The organism is Paenibacillus maysiensis (assembly GCF_000520815.1).
GTDB classification, from domain to species: domain Bacteria; phylum Bacillota; class Bacilli; order Paenibacillales; family Paenibacillaceae; genus Paenibacillus; species Paenibacillus maysiensis.
This window is the reverse complement of sequence record NZ_ASRY01000072.1, coordinates 1-19,916: the sequence shown is the minus strand read 5'-3', so window position 1 is coordinate 19,916 and position 19,916 is coordinate 1. Positions and strand designations below refer to the sequence as shown.

21 protein-coding genes and 1 pseudogene are annotated in these 19,916 nt (G+C 45.1%); 17 read left to right on the top strand and 5 right to left on the bottom strand.

Translation table 11 applies throughout. The annotated features are described in order from the left end of the window. The first annotated feature begins 24 nt into the window (after positions 1-24). Genes L696_RS0104570 through L696_RS0104560 form a run of 3 tightly spaced genes read left to right on the top strand, consistent with a single transcriptional unit; the run spans position 25 to position 1,470 of the window. Positions 25-513 (top strand): phage holin family protein, encoded by a 489-nt coding sequence (locus tag L696_RS0104570; RefSeq protein WP_025682588.1) that lies wholly within the window; start codon positions 25-27, stop codon positions 511-513. Further along, entirely contained in the window at positions 470-1,252 is a 783-nt protein-coding gene (locus L696_RS0104565; protein ID WP_049827273.1) for a M15 family metallopeptidase, read from the top strand. The genes L696_RS0104570 and L696_RS0104565 overlap by 44 nt, the downstream gene beginning before the upstream one ends. Next, entirely contained in the window at positions 1,252-1,470 is a 219-nt protein-coding gene (locus L696_RS0104560) for a hypothetical protein (RefSeq protein ID WP_025682586.1), read from the top strand. The genes L696_RS0104565 and L696_RS0104560 overlap by 1 nt, the downstream gene beginning before the upstream one ends. Before the next feature lie 89 nt (positions 1,471-1,559). On the opposite strand, the gene L696_RS0104555 is transcribed toward L696_RS0104560, so the two are convergent. Then, positions 1,560-1,916, bottom strand: a complete 357-nt coding sequence (locus tag L696_RS0104555; protein WP_025682585.1) for a hypothetical protein — start codon at positions 1,914-1,916, stop codon at positions 1,560-1,562. Between the two features lie 310 nt (positions 1,917-2,226). Here L696_RS0104555 and L696_RS0104550 point away from each other — a divergent pair, with 310 nt between their 5' ends. Then, entirely contained in the window at positions 2,227-2,460 is a 234-nt protein-coding gene (locus tag L696_RS0104550; protein ID WP_025682584.1) for a hypothetical protein, read from the top strand. Between the two features lie 24 nt (positions 2,461-2,484). Here the strand turns inward: L696_RS0104550 and L696_RS30220 are convergent, their stop codons facing one another. Further along, positions 2,485-3,300, bottom strand: a complete 816-nt coding sequence (locus tag L696_RS30220; RefSeq protein ID WP_245233291.1) for a hypothetical protein — start codon at positions 3,298-3,300, stop codon at positions 2,485-2,487. Between the two features lie 173 nt (positions 3,301-3,473). Between L696_RS30220 and L696_RS0104540 the strand changes: the two are divergent. Next, positions 3,474-3,683 (top strand): annotated as a pseudogene (locus L696_RS0104540) (Ig-like domain-containing protein); the annotation flags it as partial. Positions 3,684-4,043: 360 nt separating this feature from the next. On the opposite strand, the gene L696_RS0104535 reads toward L696_RS0104540, so the two are convergent. After that, complete coding sequence (locus tag L696_RS0104535) at positions 4,044-5,042, bottom strand: SPRY domain-containing protein (RefSeq protein ID WP_025682581.1); 999 nt, start codon at positions 5,040-5,042, stop codon at positions 4,044-4,046. A 192-nt stretch (positions 5,043-5,234) separates the two neighbouring features. Between L696_RS0104535 and L696_RS32620 the strand changes: the two genes are divergently transcribed. Together L696_RS32620 and L696_RS0104525 are read left to right on the top strand one after the other, a co-directional pair. Beyond that, positions 5,235-5,633 carry a hypothetical protein gene (locus L696_RS32620; RefSeq protein ID WP_425339299.1) on the top strand — a complete coding sequence of 133 codons (399 nt, stop codon included), beginning with the start codon at positions 5,235-5,237 and terminating at the stop codon, positions 5,631-5,633. 250 nt (positions 5,634-5,883) lie between these two features. Further along, positions 5,884-6,699: a DUF2935 domain-containing protein gene (locus L696_RS0104525; protein ID WP_025682579.1), complete on the top strand. Its 816-nt coding sequence runs from the start codon at positions 5,884-5,886 to the stop codon at positions 6,697-6,699. An 87-nt stretch (positions 6,700-6,786) separates the two neighbouring features. Here the strand turns inward: L696_RS0104525 and L696_RS0104520 are convergent, their stop codons facing one another. Next, entirely contained in the window at positions 6,787-7,221 is a 435-nt protein-coding gene (locus L696_RS0104520) for a DUF2278 family protein (protein ID WP_025682578.1), read from the bottom strand. Between the two features lie 209 nt (positions 7,222-7,430). Here L696_RS0104520 and L696_RS0104515 point away from each other — a divergent pair, with 209 nt between their 5' ends. After that, the gene (locus L696_RS0104515) at positions 7,431-8,204 is read left to right on the top strand and encodes a hypothetical protein (protein WP_025682577.1); all 774 of its coding nucleotides are present in this window, start codon (positions 7,431-7,433) and stop codon (positions 8,202-8,204) included. 4 nt (positions 8,205-8,208) lie between these two features. Here L696_RS0104515 and L696_RS0104510 read toward each other — a convergent pair whose 3' ends face one another. Further along, a complete protein-coding gene (locus L696_RS0104510; RefSeq protein ID WP_025682576.1) occupies positions 8,209-8,916 on the bottom strand; it encodes an ArsR/SmtB family transcription factor in 708 nt (235 codons plus the stop codon). 98 nt (positions 8,917-9,014) lie between these two features. On the opposite strand from L696_RS0104510, the gene L696_RS0104505 reads away from it, so the two are divergent. The 9 genes from L696_RS0104505 (at position 9,015) to L696_RS0104465 (ending at position 19,738) form a co-directional block, all read left to right on the top strand. Beyond that, positions 9,015-9,644, top strand: coding sequence for a flavin reductase family protein (locus L696_RS0104505; RefSeq protein ID WP_049827272.1), 630 nt, complete (start codon positions 9,015-9,017; stop codon positions 9,642-9,644). Positions 9,645-9,708: 64 nt separating this feature from the next. Continuing rightward, complete coding sequence (locus L696_RS0104500; protein ID WP_025682574.1) at positions 9,709-10,326, top strand: nucleotidyltransferase family protein; 618 nt, start codon at positions 9,709-9,711, stop codon at positions 10,324-10,326. Between the two features lie 128 nt (positions 10,327-10,454). After that, a complete protein-coding gene (locus L696_RS0104495; RefSeq protein WP_025682573.1) occupies positions 10,455-11,747 on the top strand; it encodes a homocysteine synthase in 1,293 nt (430 codons plus the stop codon). 220 nt (positions 11,748-11,967) lie between these two features. Continuing rightward, positions 11,968-13,971 carry a CoA-disulfide reductase gene (locus L696_RS0104490; RefSeq protein WP_025682572.1) on the top strand — a complete coding sequence of 668 codons (2,004 nt, stop codon included), beginning with the start codon at positions 11,968-11,970 and terminating at the stop codon, positions 13,969-13,971. A gap of 149 nt (positions 13,972-14,120) precedes the next feature. Continuing rightward, complete coding sequence (locus tag L696_RS0104485; protein ID WP_245233290.1) at positions 14,121-14,423, top strand: hypothetical protein; 303 nt, start codon at positions 14,121-14,123, stop codon at positions 14,421-14,423. A gap of 380 nt (positions 14,424-14,803) precedes the next feature. Next, entirely contained in the window at positions 14,804-15,112 is a 309-nt protein-coding gene (locus tag L696_RS0104480) for a LexA family transcriptional regulator (RefSeq protein WP_025682570.1), read from the top strand. Positions 15,113-15,844: 732 nt separating this feature from the next. Then, entirely contained in the window at positions 15,845-17,347 is a 1,503-nt protein-coding gene (locus L696_RS0104475) for an HD-GYP domain-containing protein (protein WP_025682569.1), read from the top strand. Positions 17,348-17,520: 173 nt separating this feature from the next. Continuing rightward, positions 17,521-18,966: an ATP-binding protein gene (locus L696_RS0104470; RefSeq protein WP_025682568.1), complete on the top strand. Its 1,446-nt coding sequence runs from the start codon at positions 17,521-17,523 to the stop codon at positions 18,964-18,966. Positions 18,967-19,018: 52 nt separating this feature from the next. Continuing rightward, the gene (locus L696_RS0104465) at positions 19,019-19,738 is read left to right on the top strand and encodes an NAD(P)H-binding protein (RefSeq protein ID WP_025682567.1); all 720 of its coding nucleotides are present in this window, start codon (positions 19,019-19,021) and stop codon (positions 19,736-19,738) included. Positions 19,739-19,916: the final 178 nt, after the last annotated feature.

The window sequence follows — 19,916 nt, the reverse complement described above, 5'->3', positions numbered from 1 at the left end:
TTATTTTTTAAGGGGGAAAAGGTAGTGAGCCAAATTAAAATGTTTGGCAGCACCGTATGGACCGCTATCGCCGGTGCGTCAGAAAAGGAAGCAGCGGCAGGGGGATGGTCTGCGCTTGTTGGACTGGTGGTCACTTTTTTGGGTGGGTGGGATAAGTCCATTCGCGTGCTGCTTATAATGATGGCGATTGATTATGTTTTTGGTGTGTTGGGAGCCTTAAAAACGAAAAGCGTCAATAGCGACGTGATGTTTTGGGGCGGCATTCGCAAAATTACGGTCTTGCTTGTGGTGGGATTAGCCGCACAAATCGATGATTGGATACAGCCAGGCACACCGATATTCCGCACAGCCGCCATTTACTTTTATGTGGGGCGGGAGGGGTTGTCTGTGGTAGAGAATTTGGGCACAATGGGCATTCCGTTACCGTTTAAGCTTAAAAGTTTTTTACAGCAGTTAAACGAGAAAGGAGATGGCAAGGATGCTGACGCTGGAACAACTAAAGAAAAAATCTGATAAACGCTTGATAGGGCTTCATCCAGTTTTTGAGCTGGTTTTAGAAAAACTGATTGAACGTTGCTATGCGCGAGGAGTCTGGGTGCTAATTACCCAAGGCTTGCGGACGTATGCGGAGCAGGATGCTTTGTATGCTCAAGGTCGCACAAAGCCAGGACAAGTCGTGACGAAAGCACAAGGCGGATATAGCAATCATAATTTTGGGTTCGCCGCTGACTTTGCGCTGTTGCTCCGAGATGGCCGAACAGTGAGCTGGGACACGTTACGCGATGATGATAAGGATTCATTGCCCGACTGGAGTGAGGTCGTTGAGGAAGCTAAGAAGCTTGGGCTTGAGTGGGGGGGTGATTGGGGGAGTTTTAAAGATATGCCCCACCTACAGATGGTCTTCGGAATTACGACAGCTCAATTCCGGGCGGGCAAGCGCCCAACTCAGACGCAGCTTAATGCTGTGTTGGCCAGATTGAACAAATTAAATATGGAGGATGAGGAAATGACAGCAGAAGAAAAAGCAGCATTTAAGGCGTTACAAAACACCGTACAGAAGCAGGCTGACCGTATTAAGGTGCTGGAGTCTGCAACGAAGCTGTCGAAAGTACCCGCGTGGGCAGAACAAGCCTGCATTAACGCCAAAGGTGCTGGAGTGCTTGACATGGCAAATGACGGCAGCTACGACTTTTATCGTCTGATCACATTACTTGACCGGTCGGGATTATTCAAGAAGGGGGGCATTGCATAATGAACGACTGGAAACGGAAATTGTCTTCGCGTAAGTTTTGGGCGTTGTTGGCCGCGCTGATAACGAGCTTGCTTACTGCATTTGGAGCCAGTAACGACACGGTTATTCAAGTGACTGGCGTAATCGGTGCGTTTGGTGCAGTGATTGCTTACATTCTGGCCGAGGCTTATGTGGATGCTAAGGCAATAATTGACGATGTGGAAGTAGACAAGACCTAGTTTACCAATTTTTCCATTAGCCGAAACAGCTAATAAGTATTTAGTAAAAAGCCACCCCCTTTAAAGTTGAAGGGGGTGGCGAAGCATGGCTACCGTGTAGCAAGAGGATGAAATGTCTGGAAAGATGGTTGTTGATGAGGTGTTGCATCAATTACCTCAGCCAAAGTGATTGGAACATGGTTGATGAATAGTCTAACCTCTTCATGATAATCATCATGAATTTGTACCTGGCCTATCCACGGAACGACAACAGTTGGACACATTTCAGGAGGAGAGTTGTATTCAATGAATACTTGTGCTTCCCCTGGATCTACAAAATATTGGATATTACCTCCAGGATATTTATCAACAATTCTTGCGCTGTCACATGATCTTGGCAAATTAGCTGTAACCAAAACAGTAATAGTACCTGCTGTCCTAAATGCAATAAAATTTGTAATTTCCACTGTATGTTCTCCTTTTGCAGAATTTTATATTGCAATAATAATATTGGGATCCCTTGAGTATAATATTCATGGGAAATTTGATTATTTGACTGCACAATGTGTATTAGAGTTTAATTTAAAGGCTATAATAATGATCTTGTACTTAATTACAAATACTCTTATTCTCAATTATACTAATAACAACACATATGGAAGCTCCGTTGTGCATTCCGAAAGCATCGGTGACACCCTACTGGCTAAGCTAGTGGGGTGTTTTTACGTTAGCAGGGATTTCCCACCATACACCGAATGAGTTACTGAGGTGATCAATATCAACCATACATATAAAGTGTTAAAATCGGATATAGAACTGTTTGCAGCTGCATTAAGCCAGGTAAGAGTATATATTGTTCAGCCGTTGGGAGAGGAGCTGATAGATATTGTGGACTACGGTGGAGAAGTGGAGAAGATTACACCGGAAGCCATCAAGATTAACGGATCTTATTTCTTGCGTAAGCAGTTTGAATTTAGAGTAGATGTGAAAAAGGACTCCGCTGGTATGTAACCAGTATGGAGTCCTTCTTATTGTTTATTTAGTTGAATACTCGCTTACTTCAAATGTAAGGATTTTGTTGAAGATTACGTAGTCCTTACGATTGCTGAAAGGACCTTTGTTATTATTGTGCTTGTCAATGGCAAAGAATGAAGCGCCTCTGCCAGCATCTTTAGCGTCATACCAAGCGATAAAGGCACTCAGTTCTTTTTTGCTCAAATCAAATTCCTTATCAAATCCATTGTCCATTGTTACAGTCAGAATAGCGCGGTCACCAGTTGGTTGTGCTGGTTGTTGAGTTCCAGGTTGTTCGGTTCCGGGTTGTTCGGTTCCGGGTTGTGATCCGCTTTTGATTAAATTGAAAGGCTTCAGCGGACCATCCGTATCAATTGAATAAAGATATAAATAATAATTTGTATTGTTCACAAATTCTACAGAGTGTTCTCCTTGAGCTAATCCTAATTTCTCATACATAATTTTAGTCGCTGTTGTACTTTCACCTCTCAGTGAAAAATTATCAACTTTAACACCGTCTATAAAAACATCAATACTAGTTGAACCTGTTTCCCATGTGGTAGATATGAATCTCAATTTAGTTCCCGTAAAATTAACTTTGAGGGAAGTTCCAGAGGCTTGATATGGTGAATTCCAAGTTGTTGGCCTAGTACCTTTGAACCACTTTCCTCCGAGGTACGTAATATTCGCATCATTATAATTATAACGAGTCCACCCTGCTTCTGGTTCATTAAGAGGGTCACCAACTGACGCAGCAAAAGTAATGCTTTGGTTTACACTTAGGAATAACAATAGACTCAGTAACGCGGAAACAAATATTTTCTTGAAAATTCTCACATATATTCTCCTTTATTATTTATTTGCATAAGATAGAATACTATTATTTTGATATACAGGTCCAAACAATAATTTGTATATATTCAAATATAAGTTTAATAGTGGATTTAAATTTTAGAGCATAGTAAGGTGCTTTACTGTTATAGATATGGTGATTTTTATTTTGTTTTGTAATGACAACCGGCTTAGAAAAAGAATTCGACATGAGTATGAGAGAAGTCAATGACTTTATTGCCTGGTATGAAGGCAAACAGGCTGGAACTGGATCGGCTTCATATGCCATCAATAAGCATGACAATAATAAAGGCCCATTCAGCAGCCGAAAGGACTACATGCTGTATGATCGGATACTCACGTTTGAAGTAAGTGAATACTCTAAATAAAGCGAAGTACCCTATTCGTTACGGCAGGGTACTTCGCACATTTTATCACGACTTTTCTTCTACCAAATCTTCTACCGAAATACGGATATCTACACTACCAGTAGGAACCTTATTCTTGATAGTGCAGGCTATAGGCCCCTTTTAAAACCTATTAAAACTCTATTTCGACGCACTCGTAATGCGTAGGCCGGGGATTCAATTCCCTTCACCAGCATTCTATGAAACTCAAGCACAGCGCGGCTTCCAAGCTTTTTGGAAGCCGCGCTTATTCGTGATTTTGGACAATCTTCTACCCTTTAGTCTAGTGAATGTAAAATAGGACTCCAAAGGCATATAGCCAGATAGAGTCCTTCTTGCTGTTTATTTAGTTGAGTATTCGCTTACTTCGAAAGTAAGGATTTTGTTGAATATTACGTAGTCTTTGCGATTGCTAAATGGACCTTTGTTATTATTGTGCTTATCAATGGCAAAGAATGAAACTCCTCTGCCGGCATCTTTAGCATCATACCAAGCGATGAAGGCACTCAGTTCTTTTTTACTCAGATCAAATTCCTTATTCAATCCATTGTCCATCGTTACAGTCAGAATTGCACGGTCACCAGTTGGTTGGGAGGTGCCATCTGTATCCGACGGATCAGGCTTTGTAGATGGATCAGGCTTTGTAGACGGATCAGGCTTTGTAGACGGATCAGGCTTTGTAGACGGATCAGGTGTTGTAGACGGATCAGGTGTTGTAGATGGATTAGGTGTTGTAGATGGATCAGGTGTTGTAGATCCGCCCGTAGCTTGATAAGGTAAAAATCCTTCAGGAATAGGATATTTAAAATCGCTTGCTCCAAAATTAGCTTCAAAACCTATTTTCTGAGCAGTTCCACTTAAAATTACAGGGAAAATTTGGGATCCCTCTAGTTCAGATGGTTTAATGGAATTAGCTCCAGAGGAAACCCCATTCCTGTACCAAATAATTTTATCGTTATCTAAGTCCAATGCAATGCCGATAACGTAACCAACTCCAAAACCAGAATTGTAACCTACCGCTACTGGTGATGTGATGTTATTCCAAATTTGACCACCCGCTCCATAAATCGCTTGATACTGTCGGTCTGATTCACCTGTTATTCCTACGAATGAAGCAATATTGCTTACCTTTACTTCCCAATACCATTTCCCATTTGTTTTCCCCACTGTCGCTCTGTCGCTTGTTCCTATCCCATCGAGAGAAGTTACTACAGACCCGTTTTTCCAAGTTACATTTGTAGTCTCAGCTTTTGTAACGGCAGGGAACAATGAAAACACCGAAACCCCAATGAGTAGAGCTAACATCATAGTTCCTAGTTTTTTGAATATGATATTTTTCATGACTTCCTCCTAATATATGTAGTGACAACTGAATTATAGAATTAGATTGGGATAATTGTCCAAACATTAAATGATATATATTCAAATATGAGTATTATTATGGAATTTTAATTTGTTTCGGGGGAACATAAGTCGTCGAAAGTATAAGGCATTAGTCATTTGATTGGATGAAACTAGGTTGTATTTTTCTGTATGCTGTGGGTCGAGGGTACGACACTTGATGCTCTATTGGATCACAGTAGTCCAAGGAGAGATCTAATTGAATCTCGAAAGGAACAGGGGAACATGCACAGAAATTGTTTATGGCAGAAGGAATCCATATATGGTTCACAGAATGGAATATTTGAGGTGATCGTTGTGAAACACACATATAAAGTATTGAAGACAGACAGGGAGCTGTTTGGAACTGCTTTGGTCCAGGCGCATGTATACGTTGTATCCATTGATGAGGAATTACGTGTGGCATTTGAGGATTATGGAGGAGTAGTAGAGGAGATTAAGCCAGAATCAGTTAAGACAGTGGGTAAAATTTTTATGCGAGAACAGCTTGAATTTCGAATAGACCTTGTATCAGGAGAAGACCCAGGATGATGATCTAATAACTCCGCCGGTTTATAGCCAATATGGGGTTATTTTGTATCAGTAGGGTTTTTCTTTATGCGAAAAGCTTTTAGATGAACTACTGAATATTTCTCTTACATAAGGGAACAGGGATACGAGTCTCAACAGGGCAACCTCGGAATTAGATTAGTATTAGACGTGGGATTCGATATACATAATGACAAGGCATATTCCATATGACTAAGTAAGTGCTTTTTGCTCACATAGAGGAGGGATATGATTGGATGCATTCGTTGCACGCTCATTAGATGAGATACGATTTTGGTCCAGGATCATGAAGGAGCATTCATTTTTTCTGGGGTTAGGTTTTAGAGCTGAAGATACTCAACTCATTACAGAAGCCAATCAGTTTTACGCTATTTTTGAGGATATTGAGAGAAGATCCCACGATTTTAATATCAATACAGACCCTCACACAATCAAAGAGTTTAATGCGGAGGTCCGGAATGCGGCGACGAATATTTGGGCGTTTAAGAGAATGGTATTGGGCCTTATATTGCAATGCAAGCTTCCCGGACAAACCAATTTCCCTTTACTGGTAGATCATGTGAGCCGGGAAGCGAATTATTTCAGAAACCGTTTAGAGGAACTCAATTCAGGGAAGCTCGAACCATTACCCGATGCAATTATTGATGAAAATGTATTTTTCTTGAAAATCATGGCCGACCACGCAAAATTTATAGGTCATTTGCTTGATCCATCCGAACGTAAACTGGTTGAACAAGCTAGAGAGTTTAGTAATGATTTCGATACGCTGATGTTTCAAGCGATTGATTTAAGTCATATGCGGCCACAGTCACAGACCGTTCCACTCCTAAGTCAATTTGTGGATGAAAACCGTGTCTCTGTTAAGTCCTTGCGTGATTTTAAGAAAACAGCGCGTGATTTAATCGACGAATGCCGAATAAAGAGCGTTATCCATCCTTTATTAGCCGATCATGTATTTCGTGAAGCTGAGCGCTTCCTTTTTATACTCGATATGTTTGATCAATCTTTATCAGGTGTTAAGGTGAACAAGGAAGAAATCATGCACTGATGTGCAATTGCTGCTATGTAGCATAAATAATTAAACCGTTATGAGAGGTCGTCATTTAGCAACGGGGCCTTTTGAATGCATAGGTTTTCAGGAAATGAAAAGGCCAAATCGTTCTCCATAAGCATATATAACGGCTTCTTCATCAATGGCTTTTTGAACATAGTCTGTTAACTTTTCGTATAAATCGTTGTCGGGACCAGGTTTAATATTTGGGAGCGGTGTCATTTGTTTAGGATCAAACAGACCGCCCCTGACATAATCCAATGCAATTTCCCGATTGTTTTTATTGATTCCAGTGACGCCTTCTTCCATACCTTGCAGATGAGTGATTTGCGAGGAGTTAAAATTTTCGCCAATCAAATAAAGAACTTCTGACGGCCAAGCTTGTGATTGGATATTAATTGCTAATCTAAACTTTTCTTTGCTATGCGATACTTCCATGAGCACTTCTAGATGCTGATTATGTTTTCCTAATTTGAATTTTTTAGGAATTGCTTTTAGCACGCCATATTTAATGGGCATTGTTATAGTCTCCTTGTGATTATTTTTTTACATTTACCCAGCTTTGTCCAGAAGGGCCTTAGAGATCGGTTGACGTCATTTGTCCAAATTTACTGGGAAGAGAAACACCTTTTGTTTGTGCTTCCCGTGTGCTGCAATGGCTGTCTCAGTCCAGTGGTTAGTAACTATTCGGGATGTGAACCCGTCTGAGTATTCAGGGGGGATGATCAATGAACAGCTTCACGTTGTTTAGACGAACTATAGCAGTAGCTTGTACCGTAGTGTTACTATTATCCGGCTGCACGCCAGCGAAGGACGAGGAACATGAAAAATCGTCTGTAGAATCCACACAAGTGGGGCCATCGGATAAGCACGAAAAAGAGTGTTCAAATGTAACTATTGATTACGCATCTTTAGCAAAATGGAATGGCGTTACCTATAGGGCGAGCTATGAGAACGACAATAGTAACTTGCACAAAGGGGAGAAAGTTGGCGCAATTTTATATCGCATGGCAGATTATGCTTGCCCGGGTTATGTAATGAAGGACGGGGATGCTACTTTGCTGGAGATCGGTACAGAACTCTATGAAGTGAAAGGATACGCCCAATCTGCCAGATTATTTGCTGGGGATATATTGTATGAAGCGACGCATAACCCTTCGGCCAAGACTATTAATGATTTGCTGGATATCTCGGGAAAAATAGCAGTCGTTCGCTTTGTCAGCGGCAATGACGGGACCGAGTTGAAAGATTTCACACCCCAGGCGATTGCCACATTTGCCGAAGCCTATCCTAAACTGAACTACGTTCCATTTGACCAAATGTACAAGCAGACCAACAGTTTGGCCGGGAATAGCTACTATCTCCAGATTGAAATGAAAGACGGATCAACGAGAAATCTTGCCTATCATATCAAATATAAAGCCTTCTACCCTGCCGGATATGCTACTCCTGAACTGACTCAGCTTGTGGAAGAGCAACGTAAACGGATATACGCTCAGTAAAGGACTACAATTCAGAGTTATCCTTCATGATTTCTATCGAAAACACCTCTTTAAAACCTCTTTCACCGTCTATTGTAATGTGGATCGCTCGGGTTTTGGGCAGACGTTGAATCCAGTTTAATTCGAATAATCTGTCCAAAAGAGCATTCCCCAAGGCTCCGGCCAGATGGTGGCGTCGTTCACTCCAATCCATGCATTTATGTGAGAAGGAGCGGCGCTTTTTTTTCGTTGCTTCAAGGTCAATCTGGAAGTCTGCAAAGAACGCCCTCCCTTTTTCGGTAACAGAGAACCCGTCCCGCTCATCCGAAATGTAATCTTTTTGAATGAGAGAAGCCGTTAGCTGTACGCCTAGATGACCTGCCAGATGATCGTAGCAAGTTCTTGCTTGACGTATGGCTTCGTCTTCGGAGGCATGTTTGAATGACTTGATTGGAACAGGCGGGGCTATGGATAAAAATGACTCCATCACCCGGGCAACTTCGGGGTTTTGAATGCCGTAGTAACGGTGCCGCCCTTGTTTCTCCACAGTAACGACTTGAGCCTCGGTCATTTTAGCCAAATGGAAGCTGGCGGTTTGCGGTTTGATGCCTGCCATATGGGCCAGCTCGCTTGCCGTATGAAATCTGCCGTCTAATAAGGCGGTTAAGATGGCTGCGCGGGAAGGCTCGCTGACGAGAGAAGCGATCATGGCTACATTTGATTTGGCACTCATTGTGTGGTTATCCCCCTTTGTATTCCATACTTCGATGAAGATTGAAATATTTATATTCTACAATAAGGAGGGAGATCTGAACAGAAGGAGAAGGGATAATGGACCAAATGAATCAAATGAATCACAGCCCAGACGTTAAAACGATTAACCCTAGCATTTTATATTACGGAACCCCTGTGGTATTACTCAACACGCTGAATGAGGATGGAACGACCAATATTAGTCCCATTTCCTCTTCATGGGCATTAGGGGATTGTGTGGTATTAGGCATTGGTATAGGCGGAAAAGCATTTGAAAATATGAAGCGGCATCCCGAATGTGTGATTAACGTTCCTGGACCTGCCTTATGGGAGCATGTGGAGCGGTTGGCCCCCTACACGGGCAAAAACCCCGTACCGGAGGATAAGCAACAAAATGGGTTTACTTACCATAAAGATAAGTATGAGATTAGCGGACTAACTTCGATTGACTCTAATGTGGTCAAGCCCGCTCGAATTAGGGAATGTCCTATTCAAATCGAAGCCAAGGTGAAGGAGGTACGGATTCCTGATCATTCTCCTTATTTTGCAATCGTCGAAACCCAAGCCATACAGGTGCATGTTCATCAGGATATGATCCTCGGTGATAACCACATTGATCCGGCAAAGTGGAGCCCGCTCATCTACAACTTCCGCCATTATTTCGGCCTTGGTGAGCAGTTGGGCAAAACCTTCCGGTCTGAAACCTGATGATATAATGAAATGTAAGTAAACCCTGATGAGGCATTTATTTTCAGAAAATGGAGGGTACAAGTTGAAAACCAATTTCTCTGTTTATAATCAGGATCTTGCTGTTCAGATGGATGGTCTAACCCGGATTATAGAGTCAAACCCTATGCTGGATGCAGTGTTGCAGAAAGCAGTTGATCTAGAAATAGAGCATTACTACGTAGGTGCTGGGTGTATTGCGCAAAGTGTCTGGAACCATTTGCTCGGCTTGCCCCTTCAACATGGGATTAACGATGTTGATTTTGTGTATTATGATGCCGACGTATCGTATGACAAAGAATGCGAGGTGATCCATAACGTCAGGGAACAGTTTGGAGATATGGATATGCCTGTCCGTCTGGATATTAAAAATCAGGCGCGCGTTCACTTGTGGTATGAACAGCATTTTGGCTATACGATCCAACCGTATAACTCTCTGGAGGAAGCTATCAATACGTGGCCTACGACTGCTACGGCCTTAGGCGTGCGAAGGACAGAGAGCGGAGCTTGGAAAGTTTACGCCCCTTTCGGATTAAATGATCTGTTTGGGTTGATCGTGAGGGCTAATAAAGTCCAGATAACCCAAGAGATATACAATAACAAGGTACAAAGATGGATGGCCAATTGGCCGGGACTAAGAGTTATTCCTTGGGGGTCGAATTGAACATTTTAATAATTTCCTACCTGAATAATGAGAATTATCTTCCCAAATCGTTCTTTTTATGCGAGAATGATTGAAAAAATCATCCATGATTGCGCATTACAGCACGTATAACAAGGGAGGAAAAAACCATGTCAGAAGAACGCAAGCTGTCATTCGAAACTCTCGCTGTCCATGCCGGACAACAAATTGATCCTACTACCTTTGCCCGCGCCGTTCCGTTATATCAAACCACCTCGTTTGGATTTCGGGATGCCGAGCATGCGGCTGATTTGTTTTCGCTAAAAGAGTTCGGTAACATTTATACGCGTATGATGAATCCGACCACGGATGTGTTCGAGCAGCGGATCGCAGCTCTGGAGGGAGGGGCTGGCGCGTTGGCAACGGCTTCGGGAGCAGCAGCCATTTCCTTTTCCATCCTGAACATTGCGGGAGCAGGGGATGAAATTGTGTCGGCATCCAGTCTGTATGGCGGTACATATAATTTGTTTTCCACGACGCTGCCGAAGCTGGGCATTAAGGTGCATTTTGTGGATTCGGATGACCCGGAGAACTTCCGTAAAGCCATTACGGATAAAACGAAGGCGTTATTTGCCGAGACGATTGGCAATCCGCAGGGCAATGTGCTGGATGTGGAAGCTGTGGCAGCGATTGCGCATGAATACGGTATTCCGTTGATTGTGGATAACACGTTCCCAAGCCCGTACTTATTGCGTCCTATCGAATATGGAGCGGATATTGTCGTGCATTCTGCAACGAAGTTTATTGGCGGACACGGTACGTCCATCGGTGGGGTGATCGTGGACAGTGGCAAGTTTGACTGGGAAGCAAGTGGCCGTTTCCCTGGACTGACCGAGCTGGACCCGAGCTATCACGGGGTTGTGTACACCGAGGCGGTAGGGCCTATTGCGTATATTATCAAGGCGCGGGTACAACTGTTGCGTGACCTGGGAGCAGCTATTTCACCGTTCAACTCATGGCTGCTGCTTCAGGGCCTGGAGACACTCCATCTGCGGCTGGAAAGACATAGCCAGAATGCTTTGAAGGTAGCGCAATATCTCGAAAGCCACAAGGATGTGGAATGGGTCAGCTACACCGGATTGCCAAGCCATCCATCCTACGAATTAGCCCAAAAATACTTGCCGAAAGGGCAAGGGGCGATCCTGACCTTCGGCATTAAAGGCGGCAGTCAGGCGGGAAGCAAGCTGATTGAAAATGTGAAGCTATTTTCCCATTTGGCGAATGTGGGCGATTCCAAATCTCTGATCATTCATCCGGCGAGCACAACCCATCAACAGTTGAATGCGGAGGAACAGGTTGCTGCCGGAGTCAAGCCAGAGCTGCTGCGTTTGTCCGTCGGGACGGAAGCGATAGACGATATTTTGTACGATTTGGAGCAGGCGATCGCGGCCAGCCAGCAGTAGTTAAGTGAGCAAGCGGCGTTGGCTTGTTAAGCCGAGTATGACAGAGCATTTGTGCAGGATTTAAGTGGTTTTTCCAACCCAGATTGGTTTACGGTCTGTGGTTAATCAGGTGGGGGGCAACCTCCGCCTTTTTTGCGTCCATGTCATGAAGAAATAGCGTTGACAATATACCCACACAGGTATATATTATACCCCATAGGGTATATGAGGAGAGGAAGAAATGAGCAGAAAAATAGTTATTATTGGCGGGGTAGCAGGTGGAGCTTCTGCGGCGGCAAGATTGCGTAGATGGAATGAGGAAGACGAGATTATAATGTTTGAACGCGGAGAGCATGTTTCTTTTGCAAACTGTGGACTTCCTTACTATATTGGCGAGACGATCCGTGCGCGGGAGAAGCTGTTCCTCCAGACACCTCAAGGGATTCGAGACCGTTTTAATATAGATGTACGGGTATTTACCGAAGTAACAGAAATAGACCGGGAGCAGAAGCTCATCCGCTTCCGTGATGTAATGACAGGAACAATGGGGGAGCAGCCGTACGACTTGGTGGTTTTGTCCCCAGGGGCCAAGCCGATGATACCGGATATTCCCGGATTAAACGAAGCTACTAATCTATTTACGCTAAGAAATATTCCTGATACGGACGTGATTAAGGCATATGTAGATGAAAAGCACCCGCGACATGCTACTGTAATCGGCGGTGGATTTATTGGGCTGGAAATGGCTGAGAATCTGCGGGAGCGTGGACTTGCGGTAACGATTATCGACCAGGGAGAACAATTGCTTAATCCGCTAGATCCTGAAATGGCTAGACTGGTAGAACAGCATATGAAGCTGAACGGAGTGGAGGTGCGCTTAAGGGAAGGGGTCGCGGCTTTTGCAGATCAGGGCACACGGCTCCTTTTAGCTTCGGGAGGTGTGCTTCAGACGGATTTGGTTATTATGGCGATTGGTGTTGTTCCCGAAAATGAACTGGCAAAGCAAAGCGGATTGGAGCTTGGTTTTCGCGGGGCTATTCAGGTGAACGCCCAACTGCAAACCAGTGATCCGGCCATTTATGCGGTAGGAGACGCCATTCAGGTCAAAGACCGCAATCATGGGTTTGCGACCATGGTATCGCTGGCCTGGGGAGCCAATCGGCAGGGGCGCTTGGTGGCGGATCATATGAACGGTCAGGCCATTTCTTATGATGGCGCGCTCGGCACGTCCGTGATTAAGACCTTTGCCTTGACCGCAGCATCGACAGGCAATAACGAAAAAACATTGCTACGGCTGGGCGTTCCCTATAAGGCTGTTCATATTCATCCCAGTTCGCATGCGGGTTATTATCCCGGGGCATCGCCAATTTCCATGAAGCTGCTCTTTAACCCGGAGACGGGAATGATATACGGGGCACAGGCCGTTGGAGCCGACGGAGTAGACAAAAGGATTGATGTGATTGCGACGGCCATGCGTGGGCATTTGGAGGTGCGTGAGCTGGCTGATATCGAACTTGCCTATGCTCCCCCTTATTCTTCGGCCAAAGATCCTGTCAATATGGCTGGTTATGTGGCTTCGAATATCATGGATGGGCTGGTTCAAACGATGCAATGGCATGAAGTCGATGACTTTTACCACAACGGTGGTGTCATTATTGATGTCAGGGATGAGGTGGAGCTGCAGGCAGGAGTCATTCCGGGTTCTATCCATATTCCTTTGCCAGAGCTGAGAGAACGGATGTCAGAAATCCCTCGTGATCTGGAGATCGCGGTATCCTGCCAGGTCGGGCTGCGGGGCTATATTGCGGCCCGAATGCTGACCCAATACGGTTATCAGGTGAGAAACGTTGATGGTGGCTACAAAACGTATTCAGTTATGGCTGAACGGGATTCTGATTATGATCTGCCTACAGGGGGCGAATTGAAGGAGGAAGCTAAAGACGGGTCTGGTGTTCCTTCGAGAGTTGCGGAAGAAGCCGTAAACCCCGACACAGAGCTAACCCTGCTGGATGCCTGTGGATTGCAATGTCCGGGTCCTATTCTCAAGGTATATGAAGCTGTTAAGGCACTGGAAGAAGGACAAAAGCTGGAGGTTACCGCAACCGATTTCGGTTTTGCGAGAGATATTGAGGCGTGGTGCCTCAAATCCGGGAATACGCTGGAATCTTTGGGGGTATCCCATGACAAGGTTAAGGCTATAGTGCGCAAAGGTTCTGGCAAAACACCTGCTGCTAACAGCCAATAGTTAGTGGTGGTAAAAGAATACAGCAGGACAGCGCCGATCCTGTCCGGCAGGGTTTACCCCTTTTTATTTCAAATTATGGCTTGGTTCACTGTGTGACGTCTGTTACAATAGAAGGGACATTTACGAATGGATAGAAAAAAGATCGGACGGTGAGCACTTTGATGTGGGAAGCGATTATATATTGGGTGATTTTGGTGATTGCTGCGCTGAGCGTAATTGCGGTCTCAGGCACTCGTAAGACGGCAAGCACAATTATTCTGGCGCCTGTTGTTTTATTTTGTACAATATTTATGATGCAGGGCTCGGTATTTACTGCAATGCAGCACCCGACGATGGGGGCTAATGTCGGTTTGGGCATGGCTTTTTTAACAACCTGGGTAGTCAGCGGAATACTATATGCTGTGACGATTGTGATTGCATTCATTAAATATAGCAAGAAGAACAAGGCGTAATTCAGGCTTAACCTCAGATGAAAAAGGGCTTTTGGTCTTTGGCCGAAAGCCCTTTTTGTATCCTTTTTTCAACAATACGGGATGTCTTCGTTTATCTGCGTCTTCTCATGAACAATACAACAACCAGTACGACGATGATGACGATCAATAGAAATTTCATATTCGATACCCTCCTTGGTCTGTCTCTTATTTGGTATTAACCATATTTGATTAGCATGTACCGATTTACCTCAAGAAGATACCTGTTGTGGAGCATTTGGAAAAAATAAAGCTGAGCTCCAAAAAGAGGTTTACAGGGTTAGTAATGCAGCTTCCAGTAGGAGGGTGCATTTTTATGTGTTATAATGGGAACATATGTTCTTTATAGTGGGGGGAAGACAATGTTGCCTGATTTGGAACGAAAGCTGTTACGGATTTTGTATAACTATTTTGCCCAGCATCGCCATATGCCGACGATGACGGAATTGACCGTCAAAACGGGGAAAAGGGACAGCGAGATTACAGCCGCTTTGCGGCATATGGAACAGGAGCGTTATATTACATGGGAAAATAACTCCAGTACTCAGCATGTGGTCTTGCTGGAAGGGTGGGAGCGGCCTTCGACGGAAAGGGGCACACGCCCAGAAACAGGGCGATCAACTATGCCAACCACGCCGCAGGGCGGCACGGAATACTGGACGAATTATTAGGATAGAACACCAAGCTGGAAAATTAATGAGTTTTTAAGGTGCATATCATTTAGTTTTAAGAAAGGGGGACTATAATGACCCTATTACCCCCTTTTTGATCAAGCTATAGGCCCTGCCGATGTATTGGCGGGGTCATTTTTTTTGTTTATAGATGCTTTCGATGGTGCTTAACAGATACCTATGTATATTAAAAATCCCCCGGGGATCATCCGGAGGATGGGTGCAGCTTGCGTGAACTGCACGGCCTGCTCGAACTTCATGGTTCGACGGCATAATATATATTCAACCCCTGCTGCCTTTCATAATATGGTCAGCATGTTCATAAGGGGCAGTCCGATTCCACTGCTCATTTTCCAAACGACAAAAGCCCTACCTCTCTTTCGTCCTTGCGGCTCCGATGACCGCGCCAGTGTGAATGTGAAAATCTTCGGCAAAAGCTCAAAATTCTACATTAGGGTTATACATAAAATTTGGAGAAGCTCCATGCGGTGATTAGGAGTAATAGCTTGTTGCGCGGAATCCTATGGGGTTTAATACATACTTTAATAGTATAGCAAGAACGACTCTAAAATGCAAGGATGCAATTTCTCAATCTATATATGGTTGATTAAAATTCGCTATAGGATTTATGCAAATTGCTCAAGCAAGAAGGTTAACTTTTGCCGACCGGACTCCGATATTGAAATAAACAAGATGTTTTGTGAGTGTACGGATGAAAAGAGGGGTAGCATTTTGCCGATCTATAAGCGTTTTATTCAGCATGTTATCCTGAACTATATTATAGGTTCGTTTATAGCTGTTCTGTTGGTAGGTGCGATTTTTGTATTTTCCACGTTAAATGTAGCCCGTTATGAATTTTTAGGTCTTATGAAGATCATTGCTTTTTCCAGTATTATTATGATTGCTTGCGAAACGCTGGTATTTAGGATGCATCTGGGACCAGTTCGTCACTTTTTTCTGGATAAGCGGACGACGTTCGAGGATGTAGAAGCGATGTATATACGGATTCACCGTCTGCCTAATCTGTCTGTGTTACGTATTATGGGACCGCATTTGCTCGGTTTTTCCATCCCGGCGGCTGGTATGGCCATATGGATGATTCATACCAGACAGCTCACCCTGCCCTTCTATTATGTGGGAATTGCCTGTGTAGGGGCTTGTCTGGTTGCTTCGATGCACGCGATGATTGAATTTTTCCTGACAATGAGGGCGATCCGTCCGTTGCTGGTAGAAATTAGAGACCGAACTTATCAGAAATATGGAATTAACCTATCGCTTCGGGGACGGGTATTACTATCGCTCCGGCACAAATTTCAGCTGAGTGCAACGTTGATTGGTGCTTTTCCGCTATTTTTGTTTTGCCTGGCTACGCAGATTCGGCTGGAACGTCTGGATGAGACGCTTTCCAACTCCTATTGGGTATGGGCGGGCACGATTTTACTATTTGGTGTGGCCTTTGCTTATCTGGGAGGATGGCTGTTAACCCGTGAGATTGAGCAGCCGATTCACCATTTGCTGGAAAAGATGAACGAAGTGAAGGAAGGCTGCCTGAACGATAAGGCTAGCGATTTGTACTCTGACGAGTTTGCGAAGCTGATTGAAGGCTTTAATATCATGGTCGAGGGATTGAAGGAACGGGAAGACAAAAACAGTCAGCTACAGGAAAGTTATTTCGCCACCTTGGCGGCAGCACTGGATGCGAGGGATGCTTATACCGCAGGACATTCTTTGCGTGTGGCTGAATACTCGGTGATCATTGGACGGCGGGGCGGTTTGAATGAGACAGACCTCGATTTGCTGCGCAAAACGGCATTACTGCATGATATCGGCAAAATCGGCGTAGCCGATGCCGTGCTGTTCAAGGATGGTAAGCTGACGGATGAGGAATTTGACCAGATTAAAATGCACCCGGTTATGGGAGAAAGTATTCTCCGCCAGGTGGAGCCAGCATATGCCATGGCCCCTTATTTGCCCGGCGTGCGTTCGCACCATGAACGTTATGATGGCAAAGGATATCCAGACCAGCTCCGTGGGGAAGATATTCCGCTATTTGGCCGGATCATTGCGGTAGCGGATGCGTATGATGCGATGACGTCTGACCGCCCATACCGGAAGGGTATGCCGAAAGAAAAAGCGGTTATGATATTGGAAGAGGGAAAAGGAACCCAGTGGGACCCTTACTTTGCTGAATTATTTGTCGAAGAATGGCGCCGGAACAAAGGCATCATGAGTTGACCTTATACTGTATATCCACCAGAGCGAGCCGTTGCGGTTCGCTTTTTTTATAGAGATGTACGCATCTTTTGACATGTCGAAAGCTGAAGCTTCATGTTATGATATACGAGAAAAGCAAAAGCGGTCGGCATAGGCCTGGCATCCAATTTTTCGCGCAATGGGAGTGTGAGTCCATGCAATTTTCAATGATGTTTCTAATGAATCTGGGGATGCTGATTGCCGTTGCCTATGTGGCGAACGTGATTTATAAATATGGGTTGAGTCGTACCTCTTCGCGATTTAAATATATCAGCTCGGTACTGCTGGTAGTATTTGGTGGATGGGTTAGCTCTTGCTTTGGTTTTAACTTTAGTGAGACGGTTATTTTTGACCTGCGCTTTGTTCCGTTGATTATCGCGGCGTTGGTGTATCCCCGCTCCTATACGCTTATTATTATCGGGGTAGCGATCGGGCTTACGAGATTTACCTTCGGTGTGAATATGGCGGCGTGGGTCGGCTTTCTGAATATGAGCATCCTAGGCGTGCTGTGCGCCGGATTGAACTATTGGATGCGCCGTTCTACGTGCCGTCTGATTATTAAGGCAGCGGTGACTATTTTAGCGGTTAATATCGTAAATACGTTGAATATTGCCTTTTTAGGCGTCATTCCATGGCGCTATTATGTGGCGGAGGTTGTTCCTCTCACTTTGCCTATTGGGATTGTACTCAGCTTTTTATTTGCACTAATTTTACGTGATTTTCAGATGGAGCAGATGCGTAATTATCAGATTAAGCAGGCGAATCAGCTATTATCGGAACAACGCGATGAGTTACAGAAGACGAAAATCATTTTGGAAGAACGGGCCAGACAGTTAATGGTGGCTTCCCAATATAAATCGGATTTTATGGCAACGATGTCGCATGAGCTGCGCACACCACTTAATAGCATTATTAATCTGGCGCAGATCATCAACGAGCAGGGAAAAGAGCTGGATGAGGACGAGCTTTACCAGTACAGCGAGCTGATCTATGCCTCGGGGCATGATTTACTCCAGTTGATCAATGACATTCTGGACTTGTCCAAAGTCGAGGCGGGGCGGATGGAAATCGTCAGTGAGTCGGTCAGCGTGCGCGAGATTGCGCAGGTGATGATGATGCATTTTGAAGTCACTGCCAAGGACAAGAAGCTTGAATTCAGCTTGAACGAGCATGGTGATATACCGGATGAAATTCGATCCGATCCCAAACGTGTACAGCAAATTTTGCGCAACCTGTTATCTAATGCCTTTAAGTTCACTCATGAGGGACGTGTATTGCTGGAAATCAGCAGTCAGCATCTGGAACGAAAGGGGCAGGAGGGGGATTGGGTTGTAATAGCGGTAAAAGATACGGGCATCGGTATTTCCAAGCTTCAGCAGCATGTTATTTTTGAGGCATTCCAGCAGGCGAACGGTTCCATTAACCGCAAATATGGAGGAACCGGGCTGGGACTGTCGATCAGCCGTGATTTATCCCGCTTGTTGGGCGGTTTTATACGTTTGGAGAGTGAGGAGGGCAAGGGAAGTACCTTTTCCCTGTATCTGCCCATGTGTCCGTCTAAAAGCAGGGAGGCGGGCGAACAGCCGTTTAAATTAGCCTAGTACAAGTGCAAGAGCAGGTGCGCTACAGGTTACAGGCATAAGGAGGTCTATCGTGGAGCGTAAAGCGGTCGTTGTGGGTGCAACGGGGCTTGTCGGGGGTTATGTTGTACGGGAGCTGCTGGTGCAAAAGGAATACAGCCGCGTTATGGTTGTGGGCAGACGTCCGCTGGAAATCAAGCATCCCAAGCTGGAGCAGGCACTCATCGACTGGGAGCAGCCGCAGGAAGCGGCGTCCGCCTTCGAAGGGGTTAATGATGTTTTTTGCTGCCTTGGAACGACGATGAAAAAGGCTGGCTCCAAGGAGCTGTTTCGTCAGGTGGATCTGGACTATCCGGTTCTGACCGCCCGGTTGGGCAAAGAGGCCGGTGCGGTGCAGATGCTCGCTATCTCCTCGATGGGAGCGGACCCGGATTCGCGCGTGTTTTACAACCGTACAAAGGGAGAGGCTGAGGAGGCGCTTGCCGCTATTGGCTTGCCTGCGTTGCATTTGTTTCGTCCGTCGCTGATTTTGGGCACGAGGCCGGAACGTCGTTTTGGCGAAGCCGCTGCTGCTGTCGTCATGAAGGCACTGGATCGCGTGATGACGGGCAAACTGGCTTCCTACCGCGCCATCCCGGCTTCGATGATCGCGCGGGCTATGGTACGGATTGCTCTCGCGCATGCGAGCGGCGTACATATTTATCCGAATGATATCATTCGGGTCATCGGAGCTGAGCTGACACCCGGTGAGGATGAACCCGGCACAGAAACGGGTGCCTATAAAAATGTGTAAAATTAAAGCACAACCATAACAGGGTATCTTGGGGGGACCCGTTATGCTGTAATCCATTAATGCGGAATAGTGGCTTTGGACTTCCCGTGCTATAATATGGAGAACCCGTATCAGAAAGGAGCATTCAACCCATATGAAAAAAACAATTGCTACTGAAAAAGCGCCCGGCGCTATCGGA

Excerpts from the sequence above, each read along its gene's own strand:
- L696_RS0104565 (WP_049827273.1), top strand. The coding sequence starts at position 470 with ATGGCAAGGATGCTGACGCTGGAACAACTAAAGAAAAAATCTGATAAA.
- L696_RS0104560 (WP_025682586.1), top strand. The coding sequence starts at position 1,252 with ATGAACGACTGGAAACGGAAATTGTCTTCGCGTAAGTTTTGGGCGTTG.
- L696_RS0104535 (WP_025682581.1), bottom strand. The coding sequence starts at position 5,042 with ATGAAAAATATCATATTCAAAAAACTAGGAACTATGATGTTAGCTCTA.
- L696_RS32620 (WP_425339299.1), top strand. The coding sequence starts at position 5,235 with ATGCTGTGGGTCGAGGGTACGACACTTGATGCTCTATTGGATCACAGT.
- L696_RS0104520 (WP_025682578.1), bottom strand. The coding sequence starts at position 7,221 with ATGCCCATTAAATATGGCGTGCTAAAAGCAATTCCTAAAAAATTCAAA.
- L696_RS0104515 (WP_025682577.1), top strand. The coding sequence starts at position 7,431 with ATGAACAGCTTCACGTTGTTTAGACGAACTATAGCAGTAGCTTGTACC.
- L696_RS0104510 (WP_025682576.1), bottom strand. The coding sequence starts at position 8,916 with ATGAGTGCCAAATCAAATGTAGCCATGATCGCTTCTCTCGTCAGCGAG.
- L696_RS0104505 (WP_049827272.1), top strand. The coding sequence starts at position 9,015 with ATGGACCAAATGAATCAAATGAATCACAGCCCAGACGTTAAAACGATT.
- L696_RS0104495 (WP_025682573.1), top strand. The coding sequence starts at position 10,455 with ATGTCAGAAGAACGCAAGCTGTCATTCGAAACTCTCGCTGTCCATGCC.
- L696_RS0104490 (WP_025682572.1), top strand. The coding sequence starts at position 11,968 with ATGAGCAGAAAAATAGTTATTATTGGCGGGGTAGCAGGTGGAGCTTCT.
- L696_RS0104480 (WP_025682570.1), top strand. The coding sequence starts at position 14,804 with ATGTTGCCTGATTTGGAACGAAAGCTGTTACGGATTTTGTATAACTAT.
- L696_RS0104470 (WP_025682568.1), top strand. The coding sequence starts at position 17,521 with ATGCAATTTTCAATGATGTTTCTAATGAATCTGGGGATGCTGATTGCC.